The organism is Cupriavidus sp. UYPR2.512 (genome assembly GCF_000379565.1).
In the GTDB taxonomy this organism is placed as follows: domain Bacteria; phylum Pseudomonadota; class Gammaproteobacteria; order Burkholderiales; family Burkholderiaceae; genus Cupriavidus.
In genome coordinates this window covers 334,825-353,965 of record NZ_KB902852.1, presented here as the reverse complement: position 1 = coordinate 353,965, position 19,141 = coordinate 334,825, and the positions used below count along the sequence as shown (strand labels likewise).

The following is a 19,141-nucleotide window of genomic DNA, read 5'->3' as shown; positions in this document are numbered from 1 at the left end:
GCAAGCCATGACCATACCCGCCAAGGGCAAGTTCAGGGTGCAGGTAGGCCCCAAGCCCGCCAACACCATCACCTATCCGGTTCAGTTCAACCCGACCGAACTGCAGTTCGACAAGCAGGTGCAGATGGCCGAGATCGGCATCCCGGGCCTGGATGCACCGCTGCAGCAGTTCGTGCGCGGCAATGCCGAAAAGCTGACGCTGGAGCTGTTCTGCGACAGCACCGACAAGGGCATGGGCATCGGCGCGCAGTCAGTAACAAAGGAAACCGACAAGTACTACCAGCTCGTCAAGATGATCCCCACGCTGCACGCGCCGCCCATCGTCACATTTATCTGGAACGACCAGTTTCCCGGCAACGAGGTCGGCAAGGCATGGGGCGGCAGCCAGCGGCGCACCAGCTTCACCGGCGTGGCCGAGAGCGTGCGCAGCCGCTTCACGCTGTTCAGCCCCGAGGGCATCCCGCTGCGCGCCACGGTCAACCTGGTGCTGCGCGAGTGGCGGCCGATCGAACAGCAGCTCGGCAAGCAGAACCCGAGCTCGCCCGACCGCAGCCACGCCCATGTGCTGCAGCGGGGCGAGACACTCAGCGCCGTCGCCGGCGACTACTACGAGCGCGCCGGCGAGTGGCGCGCCATCGCCGACGAGAACGGCATCGAAGACCCGCGCCGGCTCGCGGCGGGGTTGCGGCTGACCGTGCCGTCGATCCGCTAGCCACCATTTCGAGCTGCCGCCGTGGACGCCGACGAATACCTGACCCTCGCACGCGAATCGGCCCGCGCCGAAATCGGGGGTTTCCGCGTACCGCGCTTCGAGCTGACCGTCGACGGCGCCAGGCCGGAGAACAGCGTGCTGCGGGACATTGTCGACATCACCTATCGCGACAACATCGACCAGATCGACGGCTTCGAACTGACCGTCGGCAACTGGGATCCGGCGCGGCGCCGCTACAAGTACATTGGCTCGGACGACAGCAAGACCGCAGCCGATGCCACCCTGCATGAGCTGGAGACGCTGTTCGAGCCCTGCTCCAAGGTGGTCCGCATCAAGATGGGCTACGGCAGCGAGCTGGTGGAGATGCTGACCGGCAACTTCACCACCATGGAGCCGACCTTTTCGACCGGCGGCCCGCATACGCTGGCGGTGCGCGGGCTGAACCGCCTGCACCGGCTGCGCCGCAAGCGCTACGACGGCAACTGGCACGCCACCACCGACAGCGCCATCGCCAGGAGCTTCGAGGGCCTTACCGACCCGGACTGGCGCAACAGCGGCCAGGACGCGCGCCGCATCCCGATGCCGATCCGCACCGACCCGGAGCAAGAGCCGCAGCTGGTCTTCGTCGGCCAGAAGAACGAGTACGACATTGACTTCCTGTGGCGGCGCGCGCGCATCCGTGGCTACGTCGTGACGATCGAGCAAGACCCGGCCGACGGCAGCGACCGGCTTTACTTCGGCCCATCCACCAAGGGCGGCCCGACGCCCTACCGGCTCGACTGGGGCGCCGGCCTGGTGGACCTGAAGGCAACACTGACCACAGCCAACCAGGTCAAGAAGGTGACGGTGCGCGGCTGGGACCGCGCCAGCCAGCGCGCGATCGAGGAAACCGCTGACCTGGAAGACCCGCGCTTCCTGCGACGCAACCCGCGCCTGCTGGAAATCGTCAGGCAGTGCGACCCGCGCGAGGAACGCGTGGTGACACGCCCGGTTTCGACCCGCACCGAGGCGCGGCAACTCGCGCTCGACATCCTCACGGGCCACGCACAGGAGCTGGTCAAGGTCCAGGCCACCGTGGTCGGGCTGCCGCGGCTGCGCGCCGGCTCTCACGTCAGCATCCAGGGCATCGGCGCGCGCCTGTCGGGCGAGTACTTCGTCACTGAGACCACGCACACAATCAATGCCAGCGGCTACGTCACCCGCTTCACTGCGCGCCGGGAAGACCCGGACACCGGCCTGCAGCTACCGCCCGGAGGCACGCCATGAACCGCAGCGAACGCAGCGCAGGCATCGTCATCGGCAAGGTGATCGCCGTGCGCGACCCTGAGCGCCTGGGCCGCATCCAGGTCAGCTACCCCTGGCTCTCAGGCCCTGAGCAGCGCTGGGTGCCAGTGGCCGCGCCGATGGCCGGCGGCGACCGCGGCGCCTTCTTCATGCCCGAGGTCGACGACGAAGTGATCCTCGCTTTCGACCAGGGCATGTGGGACCACCCCTACGTGATCGGCTTCCTGTGGAACCCGCGGCAGCGCCCGCCGTCGCCCGACGAGCGCCAGCGCATGATCCGCTCACGCAACGGGCATGCGCTGCGCATGGTCGACTCGACGCCGGTTGCCGGCAACAAGGGGGCGCTGATCATTGAGGACGCGCACGGCAATACCGTGGTGATGACCAATACGCATATCAGCATCAACACGCGCGGCGCGCTGGCGATCAACGCGGTTGGCAGCGTGACCATCAACGACCGGCTGGTGCGGCCCACCGGCGGACCGATCTGAAGGCTGGCGCAGCAGCCGGCACATCCGACGCACACGACACGGCGAGGCAAGCATGGACGTCCCGATCGAAGTACCGCTGCCCGAATCCCTGCAGAAGGCGCTGCAGAAACCGATCTGCATCCCGTTGCCAAAACCCGGCAAGGCGCAGATCCAGCTGCCCACCGGCGGCACGCTCAAGGGCATCGTCGACATCACCAAGGGCATTCCGGACGACTGCTCGCTGAACTTCTCGCTGGTGCTGCAGCTGGCGCCGGTGATGGCGAGCATCGAGTGCCTGGTCAAGGTGCTCAAGCTGATCAAGCCGCTGATCGACGTGGTCAAGGCGCTCGGCCCGCCCGACCCGCCCACGCTGATCAAGGTGGTGCCGGAGTTCCTGCAGGCGGCCGAGGCGGTGCTGCCCTGCCTGGCCGTGCCGACGCCCGCGGTGATGATCCCCTTCGTGCGCGACGTTCTGCTGCTGATCATCAAGCTGCTCAGGTGCATCGTCGGCCAGCTCAAGAGCATCCTGGCGGTGATGGGCGGCCTGGCACTGCAGATCTCGTCGGCACAGGCCGAGGGCAACAGCGAGCTGATGGCGGCGCTGGAATGCGCGCAGGCCAATGCCAATGCCTCGGCCCAGCACATGATGTCGGCGATCGACCCGGTGCTGGTGCTGCTGGCGCTGGCCGAGCCCTTCATGGGCATCGCCGGCGTGGACCCCATCAAGACGCCGGCCATCGGCTCGGCCGAAGACATCGAGAGCCTGCAGAACGTAGTGAGCACCCTCGACGAACTGGCCAAGGCGCTGCAACTGGTGGCCGATGCCCTGGGAGGCTGAGATGAAACCCGAATTCCTCGGCACCGGCCTTGCCTTCCCGCTTTCCGTCACGCCGCGCGGCAAGATGGCGCTGGCGCGGGCCGGGCAGCGCATCGAAGAATCGATCTACCTGATCCTGGGCACGCGGCTGGGCGAGCGCGTGATGCTGCCCGCGTTCGGCTGCGCCATCCACGACCTGCTGTTTGCACCCAACGATCCCACCACGCGAACCGAGGCAGTGGACGCGGTGCGCGAAGCGCTGGCCATGTGGGAAGCGCGCATCGACGTACTGGCCGTGACGGCCGATTTCGACCCTGCGCAACCCAGCCTGCTGCTGATCCGCATCGACTACCGTATCCGCGCCAACAACGCGCTGGCCAACCTGGTGTACCCGTTCTATATCAACGAATCCTACGTGTAGGGTCAGGATCATGCCGCTCAGGAACGAATACCCGGTGATCGACGACAGGCGCTACGCGGAGCTGGTGGCCGAGGCGCGCGCGCGCATCCCGCGCTACACGCCGGAGTGGAACGACGTCAACGACAACGAGCCGGGCATGGCCGTGGTGCAGCTGATGGCCTGGATGAGCGACCTGCTGATCGCACGGCTGGGACGGGTGCCCAAGCTGAACTACCTGAAATTCCTGGAGCTGATCGGCATCGAACTGTTGCCGGCGCGCCCGGCGCGTGCCGAGCTGAGCTTCCCGGTGCAGGCGACCTACGCCGAGCCAACGCTGATGGTGCCGCTGCACACGCAGGTGGCGGCCGAGGTGCCGGGCGAAGAGCGGCCAGTGGTATTCGAGACAGAGAAGGCACTGATTGCGCTCAGCGCCAGGCTCGACAAGGTGCAGGTCGACCAGGGCCTGCAGGCCACCGACGTCAGTGCTGCCAATGCCGAAGTGCAGGCCGGCTTCCTCGCCTTCGGGCCGGCGGTGCGCGTGGGCAACGCATTGATGTTGGGCTTCGATTCGGCGCTGGACTTCCCGAGCGTGGCGGTCGACCTGGCGGTGTGGGTTGCCCGGCGCGACGCACGCGCACCGCTTTATGTCGACAGCCCGCTAGCCACCGCGCCGCCTGCCACGCTGGCCTGGGAATACTGGAACGGCAAGGACTGGTACCCGCTCGACACGCTGCGCGACGACACCGCCGCCTTTACCCGCAGCGGCCATGTGCTGCTCGGCGCCGCGCCGCGCCACGGCCCGCAACGCGCGGTGCTGGGCAAGGTGGCCGCGCCGCGCTACTGGCTGCGCGCGCGTCTGGCCGGCGGTGCCTACCAGCGCCCGCCGCGGCTGCTGGCGGTTCGTACCAATACCGTGCCCGCGATCGCCGCGCAGTCGGTCGATGCGGAGATCGTCGGGCGCAGCACCGGCATGCCCGACCAGGTGTTCCAGCTTGCCCAGCACCCGGTGCTGGCCGGCAGCCTGGCGCTGGAAGTCGATGAAGGCGACGGGCTGCAGTCATGGCAGGAGGTGGCAGACTTCCTGGCCTCGGGGCCGGACGATGCGCACTACGTGCTCAACCGCACCACCGGCGAGATCCGTTTCCACGGCATCGGCGGCCGCATTCCGGTAGCCAACCCGAACCGGCCCGCCAATATCGTCGCGCGGCGTTACCGCGTGGGCGGCGGCGCGCACGGCAATGTCGGCGCCGGCCTGATCGCGACATTGCGCGGCAGCCTGCCGGGCATTGATACCGAGGGTGTGGGCAATTTGTTCCCGGCCTTCGGCGGTGGCGATGAAGAGACCCTTGAGGCCGCGCGCGAACGCGCCGCGGCTACGCTGAAGAGCCATGAGCGCGCCGTGACGCGCGACGACTTCGAGCTGCATGCGCGGCGGGTCGGCGGCGTGGCGCGCGCGCGGGCGCTGCCGCTGTTCCATCCCGCCTTCCCCAACGTCGAGGTGCCGGGCGTGGTCAGCGTGGTGGTGGTCTCCGAGGCCAGCGACCCGCAGCGGCCGCTGGACGACCCCGCGCCGCAGCCGACCGAGGGCCTGCTGCGCGAAGTCTGTGCGCAACTGGACCAGCGCCGTCTTGCCACCACCGAACTCTATGTGCTGGCGCCCACCTACCGGCTGCTCAGGCTTTGCGCAACGCTCACCGTGGCCGGCGATGCCGACCTGGCCGTGGTCAGGCAGGCCGCGCTGCTGGCGCTGCGGCGCTACTTCCATCCGCTGGCCGGCGGGGAGGACAGCAAGCCTGACGCCAACGGCAGCGGCTGGCCGTTCGGCGGGGACATCCACTATTCGCGCGTGGTGCAGCGGCTGCTGCTGCCCGGCGTGGTCAGCGTCGACGACCTGCTGTTCCGCCTCGACGACACCGACTACCCGGCCTGCACCAATGTCCCGGTCGGCGGCGGCGCCCTGCTGCGGCTGGCCGATGATTCCCTGGCGCTCAGCGTGCGCTACGAGACCAGAGAGGTGGACGCATGAGCCAGCCCCAGCCCTGTACCCTGCCCGCCCGTCTGCCGGACGCCGGGCCGGCCTCTCATGCGGCCTCTCATGCGGCCTACCTGCCGCCGGTGCCGCGGCCCCCGCACGATCCCCTGACCCTGGTGCTCAACGGCCAGCTCGGCTGGCGCGTGCTGCCCGGCAAACCGCCAGCCGTCCCCGCTGCCACCATCGGCCCGCTGGGGGAATGCGGCGCGCTGACGCTGCTGCCGCTGCCCGGCTCGGGCCGCACGCTGCTGGAAGCCAGCGGCAGCTTCGGCGGGCTGGTGCTGCCGCGGCACATGGCGCTCGCTTCGCTCGGACCCTGCCAGCAGGCATTGCTGCTGTTCGATGCAAAGAATCGCCGCCTGTTGCGCTTTGACCCCTGTGCCTGCGTGTTCGCTGCCAGCTTCTGCCTGCGCGCGCAGGATCCGCGCCTGCCCTCGGGCCCTGCCGCGCTGGCCGCCAGCTGCGGACGCCTCTACCTGGCCGATCCGGCCGGGCGCCGCGTGATCGTGCTCAACGCCGCCACTGGCGCCGCCCGCGGCGTCTGGCGCGCGCCGCTGTCCACCCCGCCGTGCGACGCCGGCAGCGGGCTCGATGACTGGCAACCGGCTGCGCTGGCGGTGGCGCCCAACGGCGATATCTGGGTCGGCGACCGCATCAATGGCCTGCTGCTGCGCTTCTCCCCGACAGGTTGCGTAGTGGAGCGGCATCACGGTTTCGGTGCCGTCGCCGCGCTTGCCGCTACCTGCGACGGCAGGCTGCTGGTCGCCGGAGATGGGGCCGCGGCCATCGTGTACTACGATCCGTCTACGCGCCGACGGCTCGATGCGCCACTGCGCCCGGCCGACCTCGCCGACGCCTTCGCGCCACTGCCGCTGACGGTCCATGCCGATGGCTCGGTCGACCTGTCCGCGCTGTGCAGCCCGCCGTGCGCCGCACCGTGCGTGTTCGACCCGTCCGGCAACCTGCTGGACACGCCACCTGACGATCCGCCCGATGCCTGGCCGGCTACCGGCACCTGGTACTCGCAGGCGCTCGACAGCGGCATCTCGGAATGCGTATGGGACCGCATCGTGCTCGGCGCCAGCCTGCCCGCGCACACGCGGCTCGCCATCGACGTGCTCACGGCGGAAACCGAGCTGCCGCCATCCGGCCTGTTCGAAAGCGGCGACTGGCAGGCCGCGCTGGCACTGCATCCCGAGCCCGACGGCAGCAGCGCCTTCGACGGCATCGACTACATGCTGCAGGCCCGGCCCGGCCGCTACCTGTGGCTGCGCCTGCGGCTGGATGGCAACGGCAGCGGCACGCCATCGCTGGCGTGCCTGGCGCTTGATTTTCCGCGTATCAGCTGGCGCCGCTACCTGCCGGCGATGTTCGGGGCCGAGCCGGTCAGCGCCGAATTCACCGACCGCTGGCTGGCGCTGTTCGACCGCCAGTTCCGCGACATCGAGCAGCAGATCGACCGGCAGGCGCGGCTGTTCGACCCGCTCTCGGCCCCTGCCGGCGGGCGCCAGGACTTTCTCGGCTTCCTGGCCGGCTGGCTCGGGCTGGGCAACGGCCTGTCCGCCCTGCCGCTGGCACGCCAGCGTGCATTCATCAAGCATGCGGCGCGCGCGTTTGCCTGGCGCGGCACGCCGCGCGGGCTGACGCATACGCTTTACCTGTTCCTTGGCCTGCAGCGCTGGTGCGGCTATGCCGCCGACGCGGCGGCCTGCGTGCCGTGCGCCACCGACATTCCCGCGCGCTTCCGCTGGCGCCCGCCGCGCCTGCTGCTGGAGCACTACCTCCTGCGGCGCTGGCTGTTCCTGGGGTTCGGCCGGCTGTCCGACAACGCGCGCCTGTGGGGCGAGCGCATCGTCAACCGCGGCCGGCTGGGCACGGGCGCGCCGCCCGCGGCAATGCCGGGTTGCCCGCTGCCGGCCGGTGCCGGCGCCGATGACTGCGAGCCCTGCGTCGGCGCGTCCCATGCTGGCCGGCATGGCGCCGCCAGCCCCGACGAGAGCGCGCGCATCGGCGTGACCCAGCTCAAGACCGCGCAGGACCCGTGGCGCGATCCCTTCCATGTCTATGCGCACAAGCTGTCGGTATTCGTGCCCGCGGCCTGCGTGCGGGAACCCGCGCTGGCACGCGCGCTGGCGCAGCTGCTCAAGGCAGACGTGCCAGCGCATGTGCAGGCCACGCTGGTGCCGGTGGAGCCGCGCTTCCGTATCGGCGTGCAGGCCATGCTGGGGCTGGATGCCGTGATCGGCTACCGTGCCGCGCCGGTCACGCTGGATGCGATGAAACTCGGGCGCGCGACCGTGCTGGGCAGCGCCGACCGCGACGGCGGCGCGCGCGCCTTGCGCGTGGGCACGCGGCGCGTGGGCATGGACACCACCATGCAGTAGCGGCTGCCGTAGTGGGCCACAACAGCGGACGAACGACGAGAGGTTTCAACCATGGGCAACGCAATGCATACCCCCACTGGCTGCTGCGACGAACCCTGCCTGAGCTGCGAGGTGCAGACCCCGCTGCGCAACCACTACTTCTTCGGCAAGCTGATGGACGTGCCGGACTTCGATGTCGAGCAGGCCTATGTGGTGGACAAGTTCCGGCGCCACCACGCGCGGCTGCATGGCACCGGCGTGATCTGCGGGCTGGAGGTGGTGGCGCACCAGAACCCCGCCTGCCGCGACCGCTACCTGGTGGTGAAGCCGGGCGCGGCGCTCGACTGTTGCGGCAACGAGATCCTCGTGATCGACGCGGACACCCTTGACATCACCTGCTTCCCGGCGGTGCGCGCACTGGTCGAAGATCCCGACGGCAAAGACCATCTGCTGCTGCTGTGCATCCGCTACCGCGAGTGCCCCACCGAGGAAGTGCCGGTGCTGTACGACGAATGCGGTTGCGACGATAACCGCTGCGCGCCCAACCGCATCCTGGAGAGCTATGAATTCGACGTGCTGGTTGATCCGGAACTGCCCGCGGTGCCACCCGCGCAGCCCCGGCCGCCCACGCTGACGTGGCAGGCCAGCGTCACGCTGGACGGCGCGCGCGCGGTGGCGCTGCAAGAGGCCAGCCAGCGCGCCTATCTGGCGGCGGACCTGGCCGGCGGAGGTGGCACCGTGCAGCAGTTGTGGCTGTCGAACCAGGCCTATATCGCCACGCACAACTTCACCACCGCGGTCTTCGGCATTGCCGGGAACGGCGACGGCACGCAGCTGGTGGCACTGGTGGCCGGCGCGAGCGCGGCCGACCCGGCGCGGCTGGCGCTGCTCGATACGGCTTCAGCTGGCGCGTTTGCCGGCCCGGAAGACGCGGCCCTCGATCTGGCAGGGACTGCAGGCGCCACGCGCGGGTGGATGATGACCATCGGCGCCAACCGCGTGGCAGCGCTGGTGGTCAGCGGAGGCGACAGCCTGCTGTTTACCGTCGATGTCGCGCCCGCCACGCTGACGGCCGTGCTCGACGCGACGCTGAGCGGTTTTGCCGCGACCGCATGGGCGTTGGGCAGCGACGGCAAGACGCTGTATCTGGCGCAGGCCAACGGCGCCATGCAGTCGGTGGACCTGACAGCGGCAGCGCTGACACCGGCTGCGCCCGGCCTGTCCGGCACCAACGTCAGCGCACTGGCGGCGGTAAAGACCGATGCCCTCGACCTGCTCGCCTGGACCGACCAGGGCGCCCAGCGCATCACGTTATCCAGGCCGGACGGCACGCTGCTGCACCAGGACGCGCTGCCGGCGCCGCCGGTGGCGCTGGTGGCCGAACCCGCCGGCCGCTTCGGCTACGTGCTGATGCAACCCGCCACCGGCAACAGCAGCATCGTCGCAGTGGACTTGCGCCGCATGCAGCAGGGCCAGCCGGCGCTGCTGTCCAACGCGCTCGAGATCGGCCCGGGCGGCGACGCGCTGGCGCTCACCGGCGCGCGGCTGTGGGCGGTCTACGACGACGGCGCCGCCATCGCGGCCATCGAAGCCACCCATTGCGAAGACTTTCTCGACCCGCATCCGTGCCCCGCCTGCCCGTCGCCGGACTGCGTGACGCTGGCCACGATCACGCAATACCGTCCGCAGCGCAAGCTGGAAGACCCGGCCGAACCGCCCACCGACCCGCTTGCCGACGCCGCCGCGAACATCGCCCGCATCGACATGCTGACCTGGCGCGCCACCGTACCCAGCGTCAGCGACCTGGCGCTGGCGGTGCGCTGCCTGCTTGAGCATTGCTGCGGCGGCACCAGCGCCAAGGGCGAACAGGGCGATCCTGGCCTGCCCGGGCAACAGGGCGAGCAAGGGGAGAAGGGTGATAAAGGCGATAAGGGCGACAAAGGGGACAAGGGGGACAAAGGGGACAAAGGCGACCCCGGCCAGCAGGGCGAGCCGGGTATCCCCGGCGACGGCCTGGACTGGGCCCTGCCCCATATCTGCGACATCAACTGGAGGCATGCCGAGCGCGTGCCCTTCGACGCCATCGCGCGCGGCCTGGTGGTGGCGTTCGATGCGCCGGTGGTAGCGGCCGACCTGCATGCCGATTCGATCCACCTGCAGGTGCAACACGACGAGCGCCTGGGCGATACCGACCTGCCGCTGCGCTGCTGGTGCGACCTGCCGCTGTCGCCCGACGACCTGGAGCCCGGCCAGCTGGAGCGCGACTGCGACGCACAGGCACAGTTCGATCCGGGCATCGATGCCGATGGCATGTCCACCGCCGTGCGTATCGGCCAGCAGATCCTGCCCAAGGTGTTCGAGACGCTGCAAGGCAAGCCGGTCAAGCTGCGGCTGCTGCTCAACGGCGACTTTATCCGCGGACTGCACCACGACACCAAGCAGTTGCGCGCGCTCGACGCCGACCACATCCCCAAGCTGATCCCGCCCTCGCCGCCCAATCCGCCGCAGCCTGGCAAGGTGCCGGAGTGGCTGCAGCCGCAGGACGACCGCGTCAGTGGCGACGGCATCGAGGGCGGCACCTTCGAGAGCTGGTTCACCGTAGTACGAGGATAGGGAGCACCAGGCGATGAACACCGTGAACGACCTCTATCGCAGGCGCCAGGGCCAGAGCCCCACCGCCTGCCCGCCCGAACCCTGCGTCTGCAGCACCTGCGGCATGCTGGAATGCCTGTGCCGGCCACGCTTCTTCGCCGGCCAGGTGCTCACCGCTGACGACCTCAACCGGCTCGACGGCTATATCCGCGGCAAGCACCGCCTGCACAACCGGCAGTTGCACGGCTGGGGCGTGGTCAACGGCCTGGAAGTCACCTGCAATCCGTGCGGCAACGGTGTCGCGGTCGGCTGCGGCTATGCGCTCAGTCCCTGCGGCGACGACATCGTGGTGTGCGAAGCGGTCAGTGTCGACGTGTGCGAGCTGATCCGCCGCTGCAAGGACGCCGAGCACAGGTGGCAGCAGTGCGAGCCGATGCAGCATCCTTCGCCTCAGCACTGCGACGCCAGCGAGGAGGAGTGGATCCTGGCGATCCGCTATGCCGAAGCGCCGGCACGCGGGGTCAAGCCGCTGCGCCCGGCCCCGGACTGCACCGCCAATAGCTGCGCCTGCGGCGGCAATGGCGGCAAGTGCGGCTGCGGCGGAGCCTGCGGCGGCATGAAGTGCGGCTGCAACGGTGCCACGCTGGCCAAGCCACGCGGCGCCCCGGTGCAGTGCGAGCCCACCGTGATCTGCGAGGGCTTTGCCTTCGAGGTCTACCGCAAGCCTGCCGAAAACGCCCCCGATCCGGTTGGCACCACTGACAGCACCGTCGGCGGCGCGGCCAACAACAAGCAGGCCTTCAACCCGGACGCCGAGCTGATGCAGCGCTTCCGCTGCTGCGTCGAGCTATTGGTCACGCAGATGCCCAAGCTGCCCGGCGTGCTCAAGGTGCCCGCCACCGCTGCCGAGGCGCAGGCGTGGTACCAGTGGGTCAGCGCGGCGCGCATGCAACTGCGACGCTATTTCGCCAGTCACGGCAGCTACAACTGCGACCTGATGGCGCAGTTCAATGCCATCCCCTACCCCGGCGCGGGCACGCTCGCCAACGCCGGCGCCATCTACCTGGCGGTGGTGCTGCTGATGATCGTATGGCTCGACGCACTGCTCTCCTGCTTCTGCTCGGCGCTGCTGCCGCCCTGCCCGCCGCCCTCGCGCGAAGTGCGGGTACCGCTGGCATCGCTGCATGTCGCCGGCGGCTGCAGCGCCCAGTCGTGCCGCGTGCTGCGCGTATGCAACTGGACCGTGCACCGCAAGTTCGCCACCACGTTCCCGGCGCTGCAATACTGGCTGGGCATCCTGCCCTTCGGCAAGCAACTGCGGCAGCTGCTGGAGACGCTGTGCTGCTTCGATATCGGCGGCATCCTGCCCGAACACCGTCCGCAGGACACCACGGCGGGCGCGCAGCCCGGATTCTTTGCGATGCGCGCGGGGATGGCGCCGGAGGCCGCGGCCGCGGCCGGTAACAACGACGACCACGACAACGCCGACATCAAGCTGGCCAATGCCGCCTACCAGCGCGCCAACGACCTGCTCAACCCGGCGCTGGCCGAGCCCGAACGCATTGCCAGCGCCACCGGGCTGCTGCGCGCCGCGCTGGCGCGCACCGGCAAGACGCTGGAGTTCAGCACGCTGGCCGAAAGCATGATGCTGCCCGGCAGCGCCGGCAACGGCCGGGACCGGTTGTCCCCCGCGGAAACTGCCAACCTGCCCCAGTTCGTGATCGCCAACCAGCTGATGCGGCCGGCCGCCGCGGCCGCGATCGCACCGCTGCTGGATGCCGCACTGGGCCTGTCGCTGCGCGCCACGGCCTTCACCGGCGCGGCACCCGGGACGGCACCCGAATCCGTCACACCTGATGCCATGACCGCTCTGCGGACCGAGATGGAAGCGCTGCGCGACAGCGTCACGGCGCAAGCAGCGGAGATCGAACGGCTCAAGGCGGCGGCCAGGCCCGCGCCGAAGCCGGCCACCAAGCGCAGCGGCCGCAAACCCGGCTAGGAGGAATGCGCCATGACCACTGAATTTGCCGAGCGGCCGCGCTTCTTCGAAGGCCAGTACCTTGGCGCCGAAGACCTGCAGGCGCTGTTGCGCTACTTCAGCACGCTGCTGGCGCGCCACCAGCTGGGCAGCCACAGCTGGGGCATCGCTTCCGGCATCGAGCTGGTCTACCAGGACTCGCCGCAAGGTACGGTCGAGGCCTACCTGACGCCTGGACTGGCCACCGACGGCTATGGCCGCGCCATCGTGGTCGCCGAGCCCTTCGCGCTCGACGCCGGCCTGCTCGCCGGGCAGCCCGCCGGCCTGGTCAATGTGTGGATCCGCTATGACGAGTCCGCCGGCCAGGGCGTGCGCCCCGGCTTCGAGGTGTGCGGCGCCAGCGATGCCTATGCGCGCGTGATCGAGTCCTTCCTGGTCGAGGTTGGCGAGCGCAAGACCATCGAGACCCGCCGGAGTGGCGTCGCGCTGGGCGACGACAGCTACAGCGATGCGCGGGAGGCCCCCGGCGCGCAACTGCCGAAGCAGCCCGTCGCGCCGGACGGCTCCGCACCGGCGCAGCGCTTTCCGGGCGAAGACGATCCCAACCTGTGGCTGATCCCGGTCGGGCGCGTGCTGTGGCAGGGCGGCGTGCTGCACAAGCCCACGCAGGCCAGCGCCACGCAGTCGCGCCTGTTCCGCCGGCACTCGGGCTGGATCGGCGAGGCGCTGCATGGCACCGGCGGACTGCTGCGGCTGCGCGGGCGCTTTATCCCCCGTGGCGCCGGCACGCCAGTGGAGCAACTGTGCCAGGCTGACCAGCCCACCGAGAGCGACCTCATCTTCTGCGCAGCCGATCCGGACACGCCCCGCTTCCGCGAGCCGGTCTGGCTCGACGCCGACACCCGCGCACGCGGCCACCTGCGCTTCTACGGCACGCGCGCCGAGTGGGTCGATGCCGGCGGCACCGACTACCTGGCGCAGGGCACCGTCACCGCGCTCCAGCGCGTCGCGCCCGGTGCCGTCGACGGGGTCGACCTGCAGCTGCTGCTGGGCCAGCCACAAGGCACCGCCGGCCCGACCCGGCTCACCATCGGCGCCGCCACCCCGGCCGGCACCGACCCTTGCGCGATCGGCTTCAGCTACACCGCCGGCGTGGCCATCCAGCACGACGGCCATGTCGGCATCGGCAGCACCGACAAGACGCTGGCCCTGCCACTGACGGTACGCGCGATCGCCACTAACGGCGGCCTGGTCGGGCTGGAAGGCACGGGCGGCGCGCTGGCGTGGCAGATCAACATGGGGCCGGCAAAGAACGGCCTCAATGTGACCCAGGCCGACCCCACGCTGAGCAACCTGTTTATCGAGGCGGCCAGCGGCAATGTCGGCGTCGGCACCCTGACGCCAGGTGCACGCCTCGACATCCAGCAGGTGCCGTCGCCGCAGGGCAATGCCGTTGGCAACGGCAAGTGGCTGCAGATGGGCAACAGCGCCGCGCCGGACGCCGGCCAGGCCTGGTTCCAGTACGGCCCGCAGCTGGCGCCGCTGCTGGTGCTGAGCGACCTCGACGATCCGCCCCGCGTCCAGTTCCAGCAAGTCGGGAACGGCAACGAGGCCGCGGCGCAGTTCTCGAGCTGGATCGGCCAGGCGCGCAGCAACTCGCCCGACCTGGCGCTGTCCGGCGGCAGCGTGGGCATCGGCACGCTGACGCCGTCGCGCACCCTGCATGTGGTCGGCAACGAGATCCACAGCGGGGGCGGCGGCGCCGGCTACTCGTTCGAGAACCGCGAGACCGGCGCCTTCATCAACAACCCCGCCAACGGCGAGCGCTGGGTCTGGTACGCCAGCGGCGGCAATGCGCGGCTGTGGAGCAACGGCGACAAGCTGACCGTGACCCCGGCCGGCCGCATGGGCCTTGGCACCGCGGCGCCGGCCAGCGCGCTGGAAGTGCGCGGCGCGATCCGGCTTGGCGATAACGGCGACTACTTTGCGGTGGGCGGTCTGGCGGAGATGCGCATCGTGGCCGGACAAGTCGCCGCCGGCGGCGGCTCCGCCGCGACCGGCTGGAGTGCCACGCGCACCAGCAGCGGCCACTACAGCGTGACCTTCTCGCCAGGCTTTACCAGCACGCCGGTGATCGTCGCCAGCCTGGTCGACTCGGCCAACAACGACCAGGTGGCCACCGTGCGCAATGTCGGCACGGGCGGCTTCACGCTGGTCGCGCGCGACACCACGCCGCCATCGGAAGGCACCTTCGTCGACAACGACTTCCACTTTATCGCCTACGGGCCCCGCGCCTGAAAGGAGCCGCCATGGACCACGCCACCCCCGCTGCAGCCGCCGTGCCGATCGAACGCAGCCTGCTGCAGGCGCGCCTGGCCACGCTGCGCAGCGAATACGGCACGGGCCAGCGCCTGCTGGCCGAGGCCGAGGCGCGCGCCGCCACGCTGCGCGAGCAGTTGCTGCGCATCGGCGGCGCGGCGCAGGTGCTGGAGGAGCTGCTGGCAACCGCGGATGAACCGGTTACGCCCGCAGCCAGCCCGGCGCCGGGAGACCGCTGAGCACGGATTGCAGTCCACCAACGGCATTCGAGCGCTGCCATGACCGAGCTTCGCATCCGCCACTGGCACAACGACTACACCGTGCCGGGTTCGCATCCTGCACCGGGCGTGCTCGGCCATGCGCTCGACCAGCTGGCGCCGCAACTGGCGCAAGCACTGGCCGCCCACCTCGACGCGCTTGGCCTGGATGACCAGGCCGTGGTGCTGCTGCCGCGCCTGGAGATCGATTGCGAGCTCGATACCGCCTGCCCGCCCGACCGGCTCGTGCAGCACTGGTCGCGCCAGCTGGCGCTGGCCTTTGCCCGCGCGTTGGCCGATCCTGCCGGCGACGCCGTGCAGCTGCCCTCGCGCGCCGCCTACCATGCGTGCTTCATCGAACAACTGCTGCGCGGCGACGGTTGGGACAACTGGCTCTACCACCGCTTCGCCGGCCTGCGCGTGCTGCCGGCCGCAGCTGCCATCCGCACGCTGCTGACCGACGACGCGGCCACGGGACGCGCCACGCTGGCACTGCTGGGCGAGGCCGCCTGGCCCTTGCTGCTGCCGATGCTGGGCGAGCGCGAAGCCATACGCATCCTGTCGCACTGGCACGAGCAGGAAGATTCGGCATCCGACATGGTCCTTGCGGAACCAGCGGTCACGCCATGGCTGCACGCCGCGCCGGGCCGCATCGATGCGCCGCTGCTGGCGCTGTGGCTGCTGGCACACGCAAGCGCACCGCGGCGGGCCGGGATCGGCGCGCTGTGCTGGCTCGCTGCGCTGCTGTCGATGCCACAGGACATGCCTGCCGGCGAGCTGGCCCGCATGGCAATGCACGGCACCATCGACGCGAAGACGCCGGCCACTGCCAGCACGGACCCCGACTGGCTGCTGCTGCTCGCCACCACGCCCCAGACGGTTCGCGCAGCCAGCGCGGAGCTGGCCGCGCAGGCACGTCAGGTTCAATTCGACCACGCGCGCACCGCGCCGGGAGCAACGCCCGACCATCTGGATGCCCCCTTCGGCGGCCTGGCCTGGCTGCTGCCGGCACTGCACGACCTGCTGGCAAGCGGCTGGCCGGCCACACTTCCCGCGCCACCGGCCGACACTGGCAGCGCACGGGACCTTGCTGCGCTGCTGGCGCTGGCGGTCGCCGCGGGCCATCGTGGCGAACGGGTGTGGCGCGATCCTTTCTGGCGCACCTTCCTGCGGGTGGCCCCTGGCTTTGACCTGGCGGCCTTGCATGACTGGCTGGCCGCTGCGGACCCCGGCCCGCCTGGCCTGGCCCTGGCCGCCGCGCTGCACCGCTGTGCCTTCACCGGTGCCGCACGGCTACGAGTGCCGACGGGCACGGCCCGCACGGAGCGCACGGAAGTATGGGTCGAGCCCGGCAGCGCCTGCCGCCTGCATGCCGCACCGGCGGAGCTGGCTGCATCGGCCCCGCTGTCATTCGCCTTGCGGCTGCGCCTCACGCGCCTGCTGCGCCAGGATCTTGCGCTGCTGTCCGCCGGCCCGGTGCTGGCGGCGCTGCCACCGGCCTGGCAGGAGGTCTTCGCCACGCTGGCGCAGGCGGCGCTGCGACGCACCGCTTTCCGCATTCCCGGCGCGGCCTGCTGCACGTTGCCATACCTGTTCGCCAATGTGCTCGACCCGCGGGGCGAAGCCAGCCTCGACGGCGGCGGCGCGGCCTGGACCCTTGTGCTGCGCCGGCCGCCCCTGCACGTGCTGCTGAGCCTGAACGGCATGGCGCGGCTGCGCCTGGCCTGGCCGGACCAGCGCCAGCTGGCCTTGCACTGCACGGAGTGAAGCCATGCGCCGCAATCTCGACCCGCTCATTGCCGGCGGCCCGCAAGCCCCGATGCCGCCACCGTGGCCGCAGGCGCATCCGTTCGGCAACGAACGGCTGTGGCTGGACTGCCTGGTCGAGCGCGAGATCCTGCGCCTGCGTGCGCGCTATGAGCTGTCGCTCGACGAGCTGCGCGGCCTCTATATCTCCGATCGCCAGGTCGATGCGCTGCTGCGCCAGCAGGCCAGCCACGCCGGCCCGGGCGGCGCCGATCCCTCTGGCGCGCTGACGCGCCAGGCCGCGCAGTGGCGCGAGCATTTCAACGCCGGCTCGCCGCTGGCACTGCTGGGCGAGCGGCTGGCACTGGCGCCTGCTGACCTGGAACTGCTCTTTATCGTGCTCGCGCCCGAACTTGACCTGCGCTATGAGACGCTCTACGCCTATCTGAACAACGACATCGCGCGCAAGTTCGCCACCGTCGACCTGGTGCGTCGGCTGCTCGGCGCCGACGTGGTCCCGCACGACGCCGCGGCGCTACGCAGCCGCATCGACGCGCTGGCCGCGGCCGGCATTGTTGTGCTGGCCGACAGCGGGGATCAGCGCAGCGCGCTGGGCCAGGGCCTGGCGCTGGCCCAGCCGGTCGCCCAGTTCCTGCTCGGCATCGCGCCCGCGGCGCATGAGCATGCCGATGCAGGCCACCTCTGGCTCGAACCCATCGCTGCCGATGCCGGCACCATGCCATGCGCGCCCGGCGAGCTGATTGCCTGCCGCAGCGACGACCCCGACCGCCAGGCTGGCTGGGCGTGCCGCCTGCTGGCCCGCCGTGGCCGCCACGCGCTGCACCTGGCGCCGCACGCCCTGCTGGCTGGCACGGCCGCGATGCTGAGCGCCCGGCTCGCGCACGCCGCACTGGTGCTGCACGACAACGCCGGCACCGGCCGCGACGCCGCCGCGGACGAGCGCCTGGCCGGCGCGCTGCAGCGCGCGCTCTGCGCCGGCCTTGATGTGCTGTGGCTGGTGCCGCCCAACTGGCGCGCCACGCCCGCGCTGTCGCGCCTGCCGCTGACCACCTTCGCACTGCCTGCGGCCAGCAGCACCGAACGCGCACAGGACTGGGCCAACGCGATCCACGACGCCCGGCTTGCCGACGCGGGGCTGTCGGCCGAAGCCATGGCAAGCGCGCTCGCCGCGCGCTTCTCGCTGTCAGGCCCGCGCATCCGGCAAGCCGCGCGCGCGGCGCAGGCCTTGCGCGCCGCCGACCCCGCCATCGCCACCCACCAGGACGCGCTCGACCGCGCCGCGCGCCAGCTCGCCGCGCAGGGGCTGGCGCAGGTGGCCGAGCTCGCCACGCGACCGCACCGCTGGCCACAACTGGTGCTGCCCGCCACCACGCTGCAACTGCTGCAGGAAATCGCCGCCGCCATCGCCTGCCGCGAGCAGGTGTTCCGCGACTGGAACATGCAGCGCCGCACTGGCCGCAGCGCCGGGCTGATGCTGCTGTTTGCCGGCGCCTCCGGCACCGGCAAGACCATGGCGGCCTCGGTGCTGGCCAACCATGCCGGGCTGGATCTGTTCCGCGTCGACCTGGCCAGCGTGGTCTCGAAATACATCGGCGAGACCGAGAAAAACCTGGAGCGCATCTTCACCGCCGCGCAAGACGCCGACGCCATCCTGCTGTTCGACGAAGCCGACGCCCTGCTCGGCAAACGCGCCGAGGTCAAGGACGCGCACGACCGCTACGCCAATATCGAGGTGGCCTATCTGCTGCAACGGATGGAAACGCACGACGGCGTGGTCATCCTGGCCAGCAACCTGCCCAAGAATCTTGATCCTGCCTTTGCGCGGCGCATGCATTACACCGTAGAGTTCGGGCGCCCCAACGCGGCCCTACGCGAGCAGCTATGGCGCGGGATGTTCCCGGCCGGCGTACCGCTGGCGGCGGATATCGACTATGCGTTTGTCGCCGAGCAGTTCGAACTGACGGGTGGGGACATCCAGACCATTGCGCTGGAGGCCGCCTTCCTGGCCGCCGGCGAAGGCAGTGCGGTGGGAATGGCGCAGTTGATGCGGGCGCTGTCGCGGCGGCAGACCAAGCATGGGGACCCTGGCACGGCGGCGCGCCTGCGCGCGCACCAGGCTGCCAGCAATGGGGGGCGCGCCTGAAGGCGCG

At 70.5% G+C, this 19,141-nt stretch carries 13 protein-coding genes; all 13 read left to right on the top strand.

Going from position 1 to position 19,141, the window contains the following annotated elements; translation table 11 throughout:
* Positions 1–7 precede the first annotated feature (7 nt).
* Positions 8–712: a LysM peptidoglycan-binding domain-containing protein gene (locus tag A3A5_RS0101565; RefSeq protein ID WP_018308910.1), complete on the top strand. Its 705-nt coding sequence runs from the start codon at positions 8–10 to the stop codon at positions 710–712.
* Between the two features lie 21 nt (positions 713–733).
* Positions 734–1,978 (top strand): phage late control D family protein, encoded by a 1,245-nt coding sequence (locus A3A5_RS0101560; protein WP_018308909.1) that lies wholly within the window; start codon positions 734–736, stop codon positions 1,976–1,978.
* Positions 1,975–2,487, top strand: coding sequence for a phage baseplate assembly protein V (locus tag A3A5_RS37520; protein WP_018308908.1), 513 nt, complete (start codon positions 1,975–1,977; stop codon positions 2,485–2,487). The genes A3A5_RS0101560 and A3A5_RS37520 overlap by 4 nt, the downstream gene beginning before the upstream one ends.
* A 52-nt stretch (positions 2,488–2,539) precedes the next feature.
* Complete coding sequence (locus A3A5_RS0101550) at positions 2,540–3,304, top strand: hypothetical protein (protein ID WP_018308907.1); 765 nt, start codon at positions 2,540–2,542, stop codon at positions 3,302–3,304.
* Between the two features lies 1 nt (position 3,305).
* Entirely contained in the window at positions 3,306–3,704 is a 399-nt protein-coding gene (locus tag A3A5_RS0101545) for a GPW/gp25 family protein (RefSeq protein ID WP_026200345.1), read from the top strand.
* 10 nt (positions 3,705–3,714) lie between these two features.
* A complete protein-coding gene (locus tag A3A5_RS0101540; protein WP_018308905.1) occupies positions 3,715–5,709 on the top strand; it encodes a putative baseplate assembly protein in 1,995 nt (664 codons plus the stop codon).
* The gene (locus A3A5_RS0101535) at positions 5,706–8,099 is read left to right on the top strand and encodes a hypothetical protein (protein ID WP_018308904.1); all 2,394 of its coding nucleotides are present in this window, start codon (positions 5,706–5,708) and stop codon (positions 8,097–8,099) included. The genes A3A5_RS0101540 and A3A5_RS0101535 overlap by 4 nt, the downstream gene beginning before the upstream one ends.
* 63 nt (positions 8,100–8,162) lie before the next feature.
* The gene (locus tag A3A5_RS42970) at positions 8,163–10,691 is read left to right on the top strand and encodes a hypothetical protein (RefSeq protein ID WP_157637117.1); all 2,529 of its coding nucleotides are present in this window, start codon (positions 8,163–8,165) and stop codon (positions 10,689–10,691) included.
* Between the two features lie 13 nt (positions 10,692–10,704).
* Positions 10,705–12,669: a hypothetical protein gene (locus A3A5_RS0101525; protein WP_018308903.1), complete on the top strand. Its 1,965-nt coding sequence runs from the start codon at positions 10,705–10,707 to the stop codon at positions 12,667–12,669.
* A 12-nt stretch (positions 12,670–12,681) separates the two neighbouring features.
* Positions 12,682–14,946 (top strand): hypothetical protein, encoded by a 2,265-nt coding sequence (locus tag A3A5_RS0101520; protein ID WP_018308902.1) that lies wholly within the window; start codon positions 12,682–12,684, stop codon positions 14,944–14,946.
* 11 nt (positions 14,947–14,957) lie between these two features.
* Entirely contained in the window at positions 14,958–15,206 is a 249-nt protein-coding gene (locus A3A5_RS0101515; RefSeq protein ID WP_018308901.1) for a hypothetical protein, read from the top strand.
* Positions 15,207–15,245: 39 nt separating this feature from the next.
* A complete protein-coding gene (locus A3A5_RS0101510; RefSeq protein ID WP_018308900.1) occupies positions 15,246–16,991 on the top strand; it encodes a hypothetical protein in 1,746 nt (581 codons plus the stop codon).
* A gap of 4 nt (positions 16,992–16,995) precedes the next feature.
* The gene (locus tag A3A5_RS37510; protein WP_018308899.1) at positions 16,996–19,134 is read left to right on the top strand and encodes an ATP-binding protein; all 2,139 of its coding nucleotides are present in this window, start codon (positions 16,996–16,998) and stop codon (positions 19,132–19,134) included.
* Positions 19,135–19,141: the final 7 nt, after the last annotated feature.

Excerpts from the sequence above, each read along its gene's own strand:
- A3A5_RS0101565 (WP_018308910.1), top strand. The coding sequence starts at position 8 with ATGACCATACCCGCCAAGGGCAAGTTCAGGGTGCAGGTAGGCCCCAAG.
- A3A5_RS0101535 (WP_018308904.1), top strand. The coding sequence starts at position 5,706 with ATGAGCCAGCCCCAGCCCTGTACCCTGCCCGCCCGTCTGCCGGACGCC.
- A3A5_RS0101510 (WP_018308900.1), top strand. The coding sequence starts at position 15,246 with ATGACCGAGCTTCGCATCCGCCACTGGCACAACGACTACACCGTGCCG.
- A3A5_RS0101520 (WP_018308902.1), top strand. The coding sequence starts at position 12,682 with ATGACCACTGAATTTGCCGAGCGGCCGCGCTTCTTCGAAGGCCAGTAC.
- A3A5_RS37510 (WP_018308899.1), top strand. The coding sequence starts at position 16,996 with ATGCGCCGCAATCTCGACCCGCTCATTGCCGGCGGCCCGCAAGCCCCG.
- A3A5_RS42970 (WP_157637117.1), top strand. The coding sequence starts at position 8,163 with ATGCATACCCCCACTGGCTGCTGCGACGAACCCTGCCTGAGCTGCGAG.
- A3A5_RS0101540 (WP_018308905.1), top strand. The coding sequence starts at position 3,715 with ATGCCGCTCAGGAACGAATACCCGGTGATCGACGACAGGCGCTACGCG.
- A3A5_RS0101515 (WP_018308901.1), top strand. The coding sequence starts at position 14,958 with ATGGACCACGCCACCCCCGCTGCAGCCGCCGTGCCGATCGAACGCAGC.
- A3A5_RS0101545 (WP_026200345.1), top strand. The coding sequence starts at position 3,306 with ATGAAACCCGAATTCCTCGGCACCGGCCTTGCCTTCCCGCTTTCCGTC.
- A3A5_RS0101525 (WP_018308903.1), top strand. The coding sequence starts at position 10,705 with ATGAACACCGTGAACGACCTCTATCGCAGGCGCCAGGGCCAGAGCCCC.
- A3A5_RS37520 (WP_018308908.1), top strand. The coding sequence starts at position 1,975 with ATGAACCGCAGCGAACGCAGCGCAGGCATCGTCATCGGCAAGGTGATC.
- A3A5_RS0101550 (WP_018308907.1), top strand. The coding sequence starts at position 2,540 with ATGGACGTCCCGATCGAAGTACCGCTGCCCGAATCCCTGCAGAAGGCG.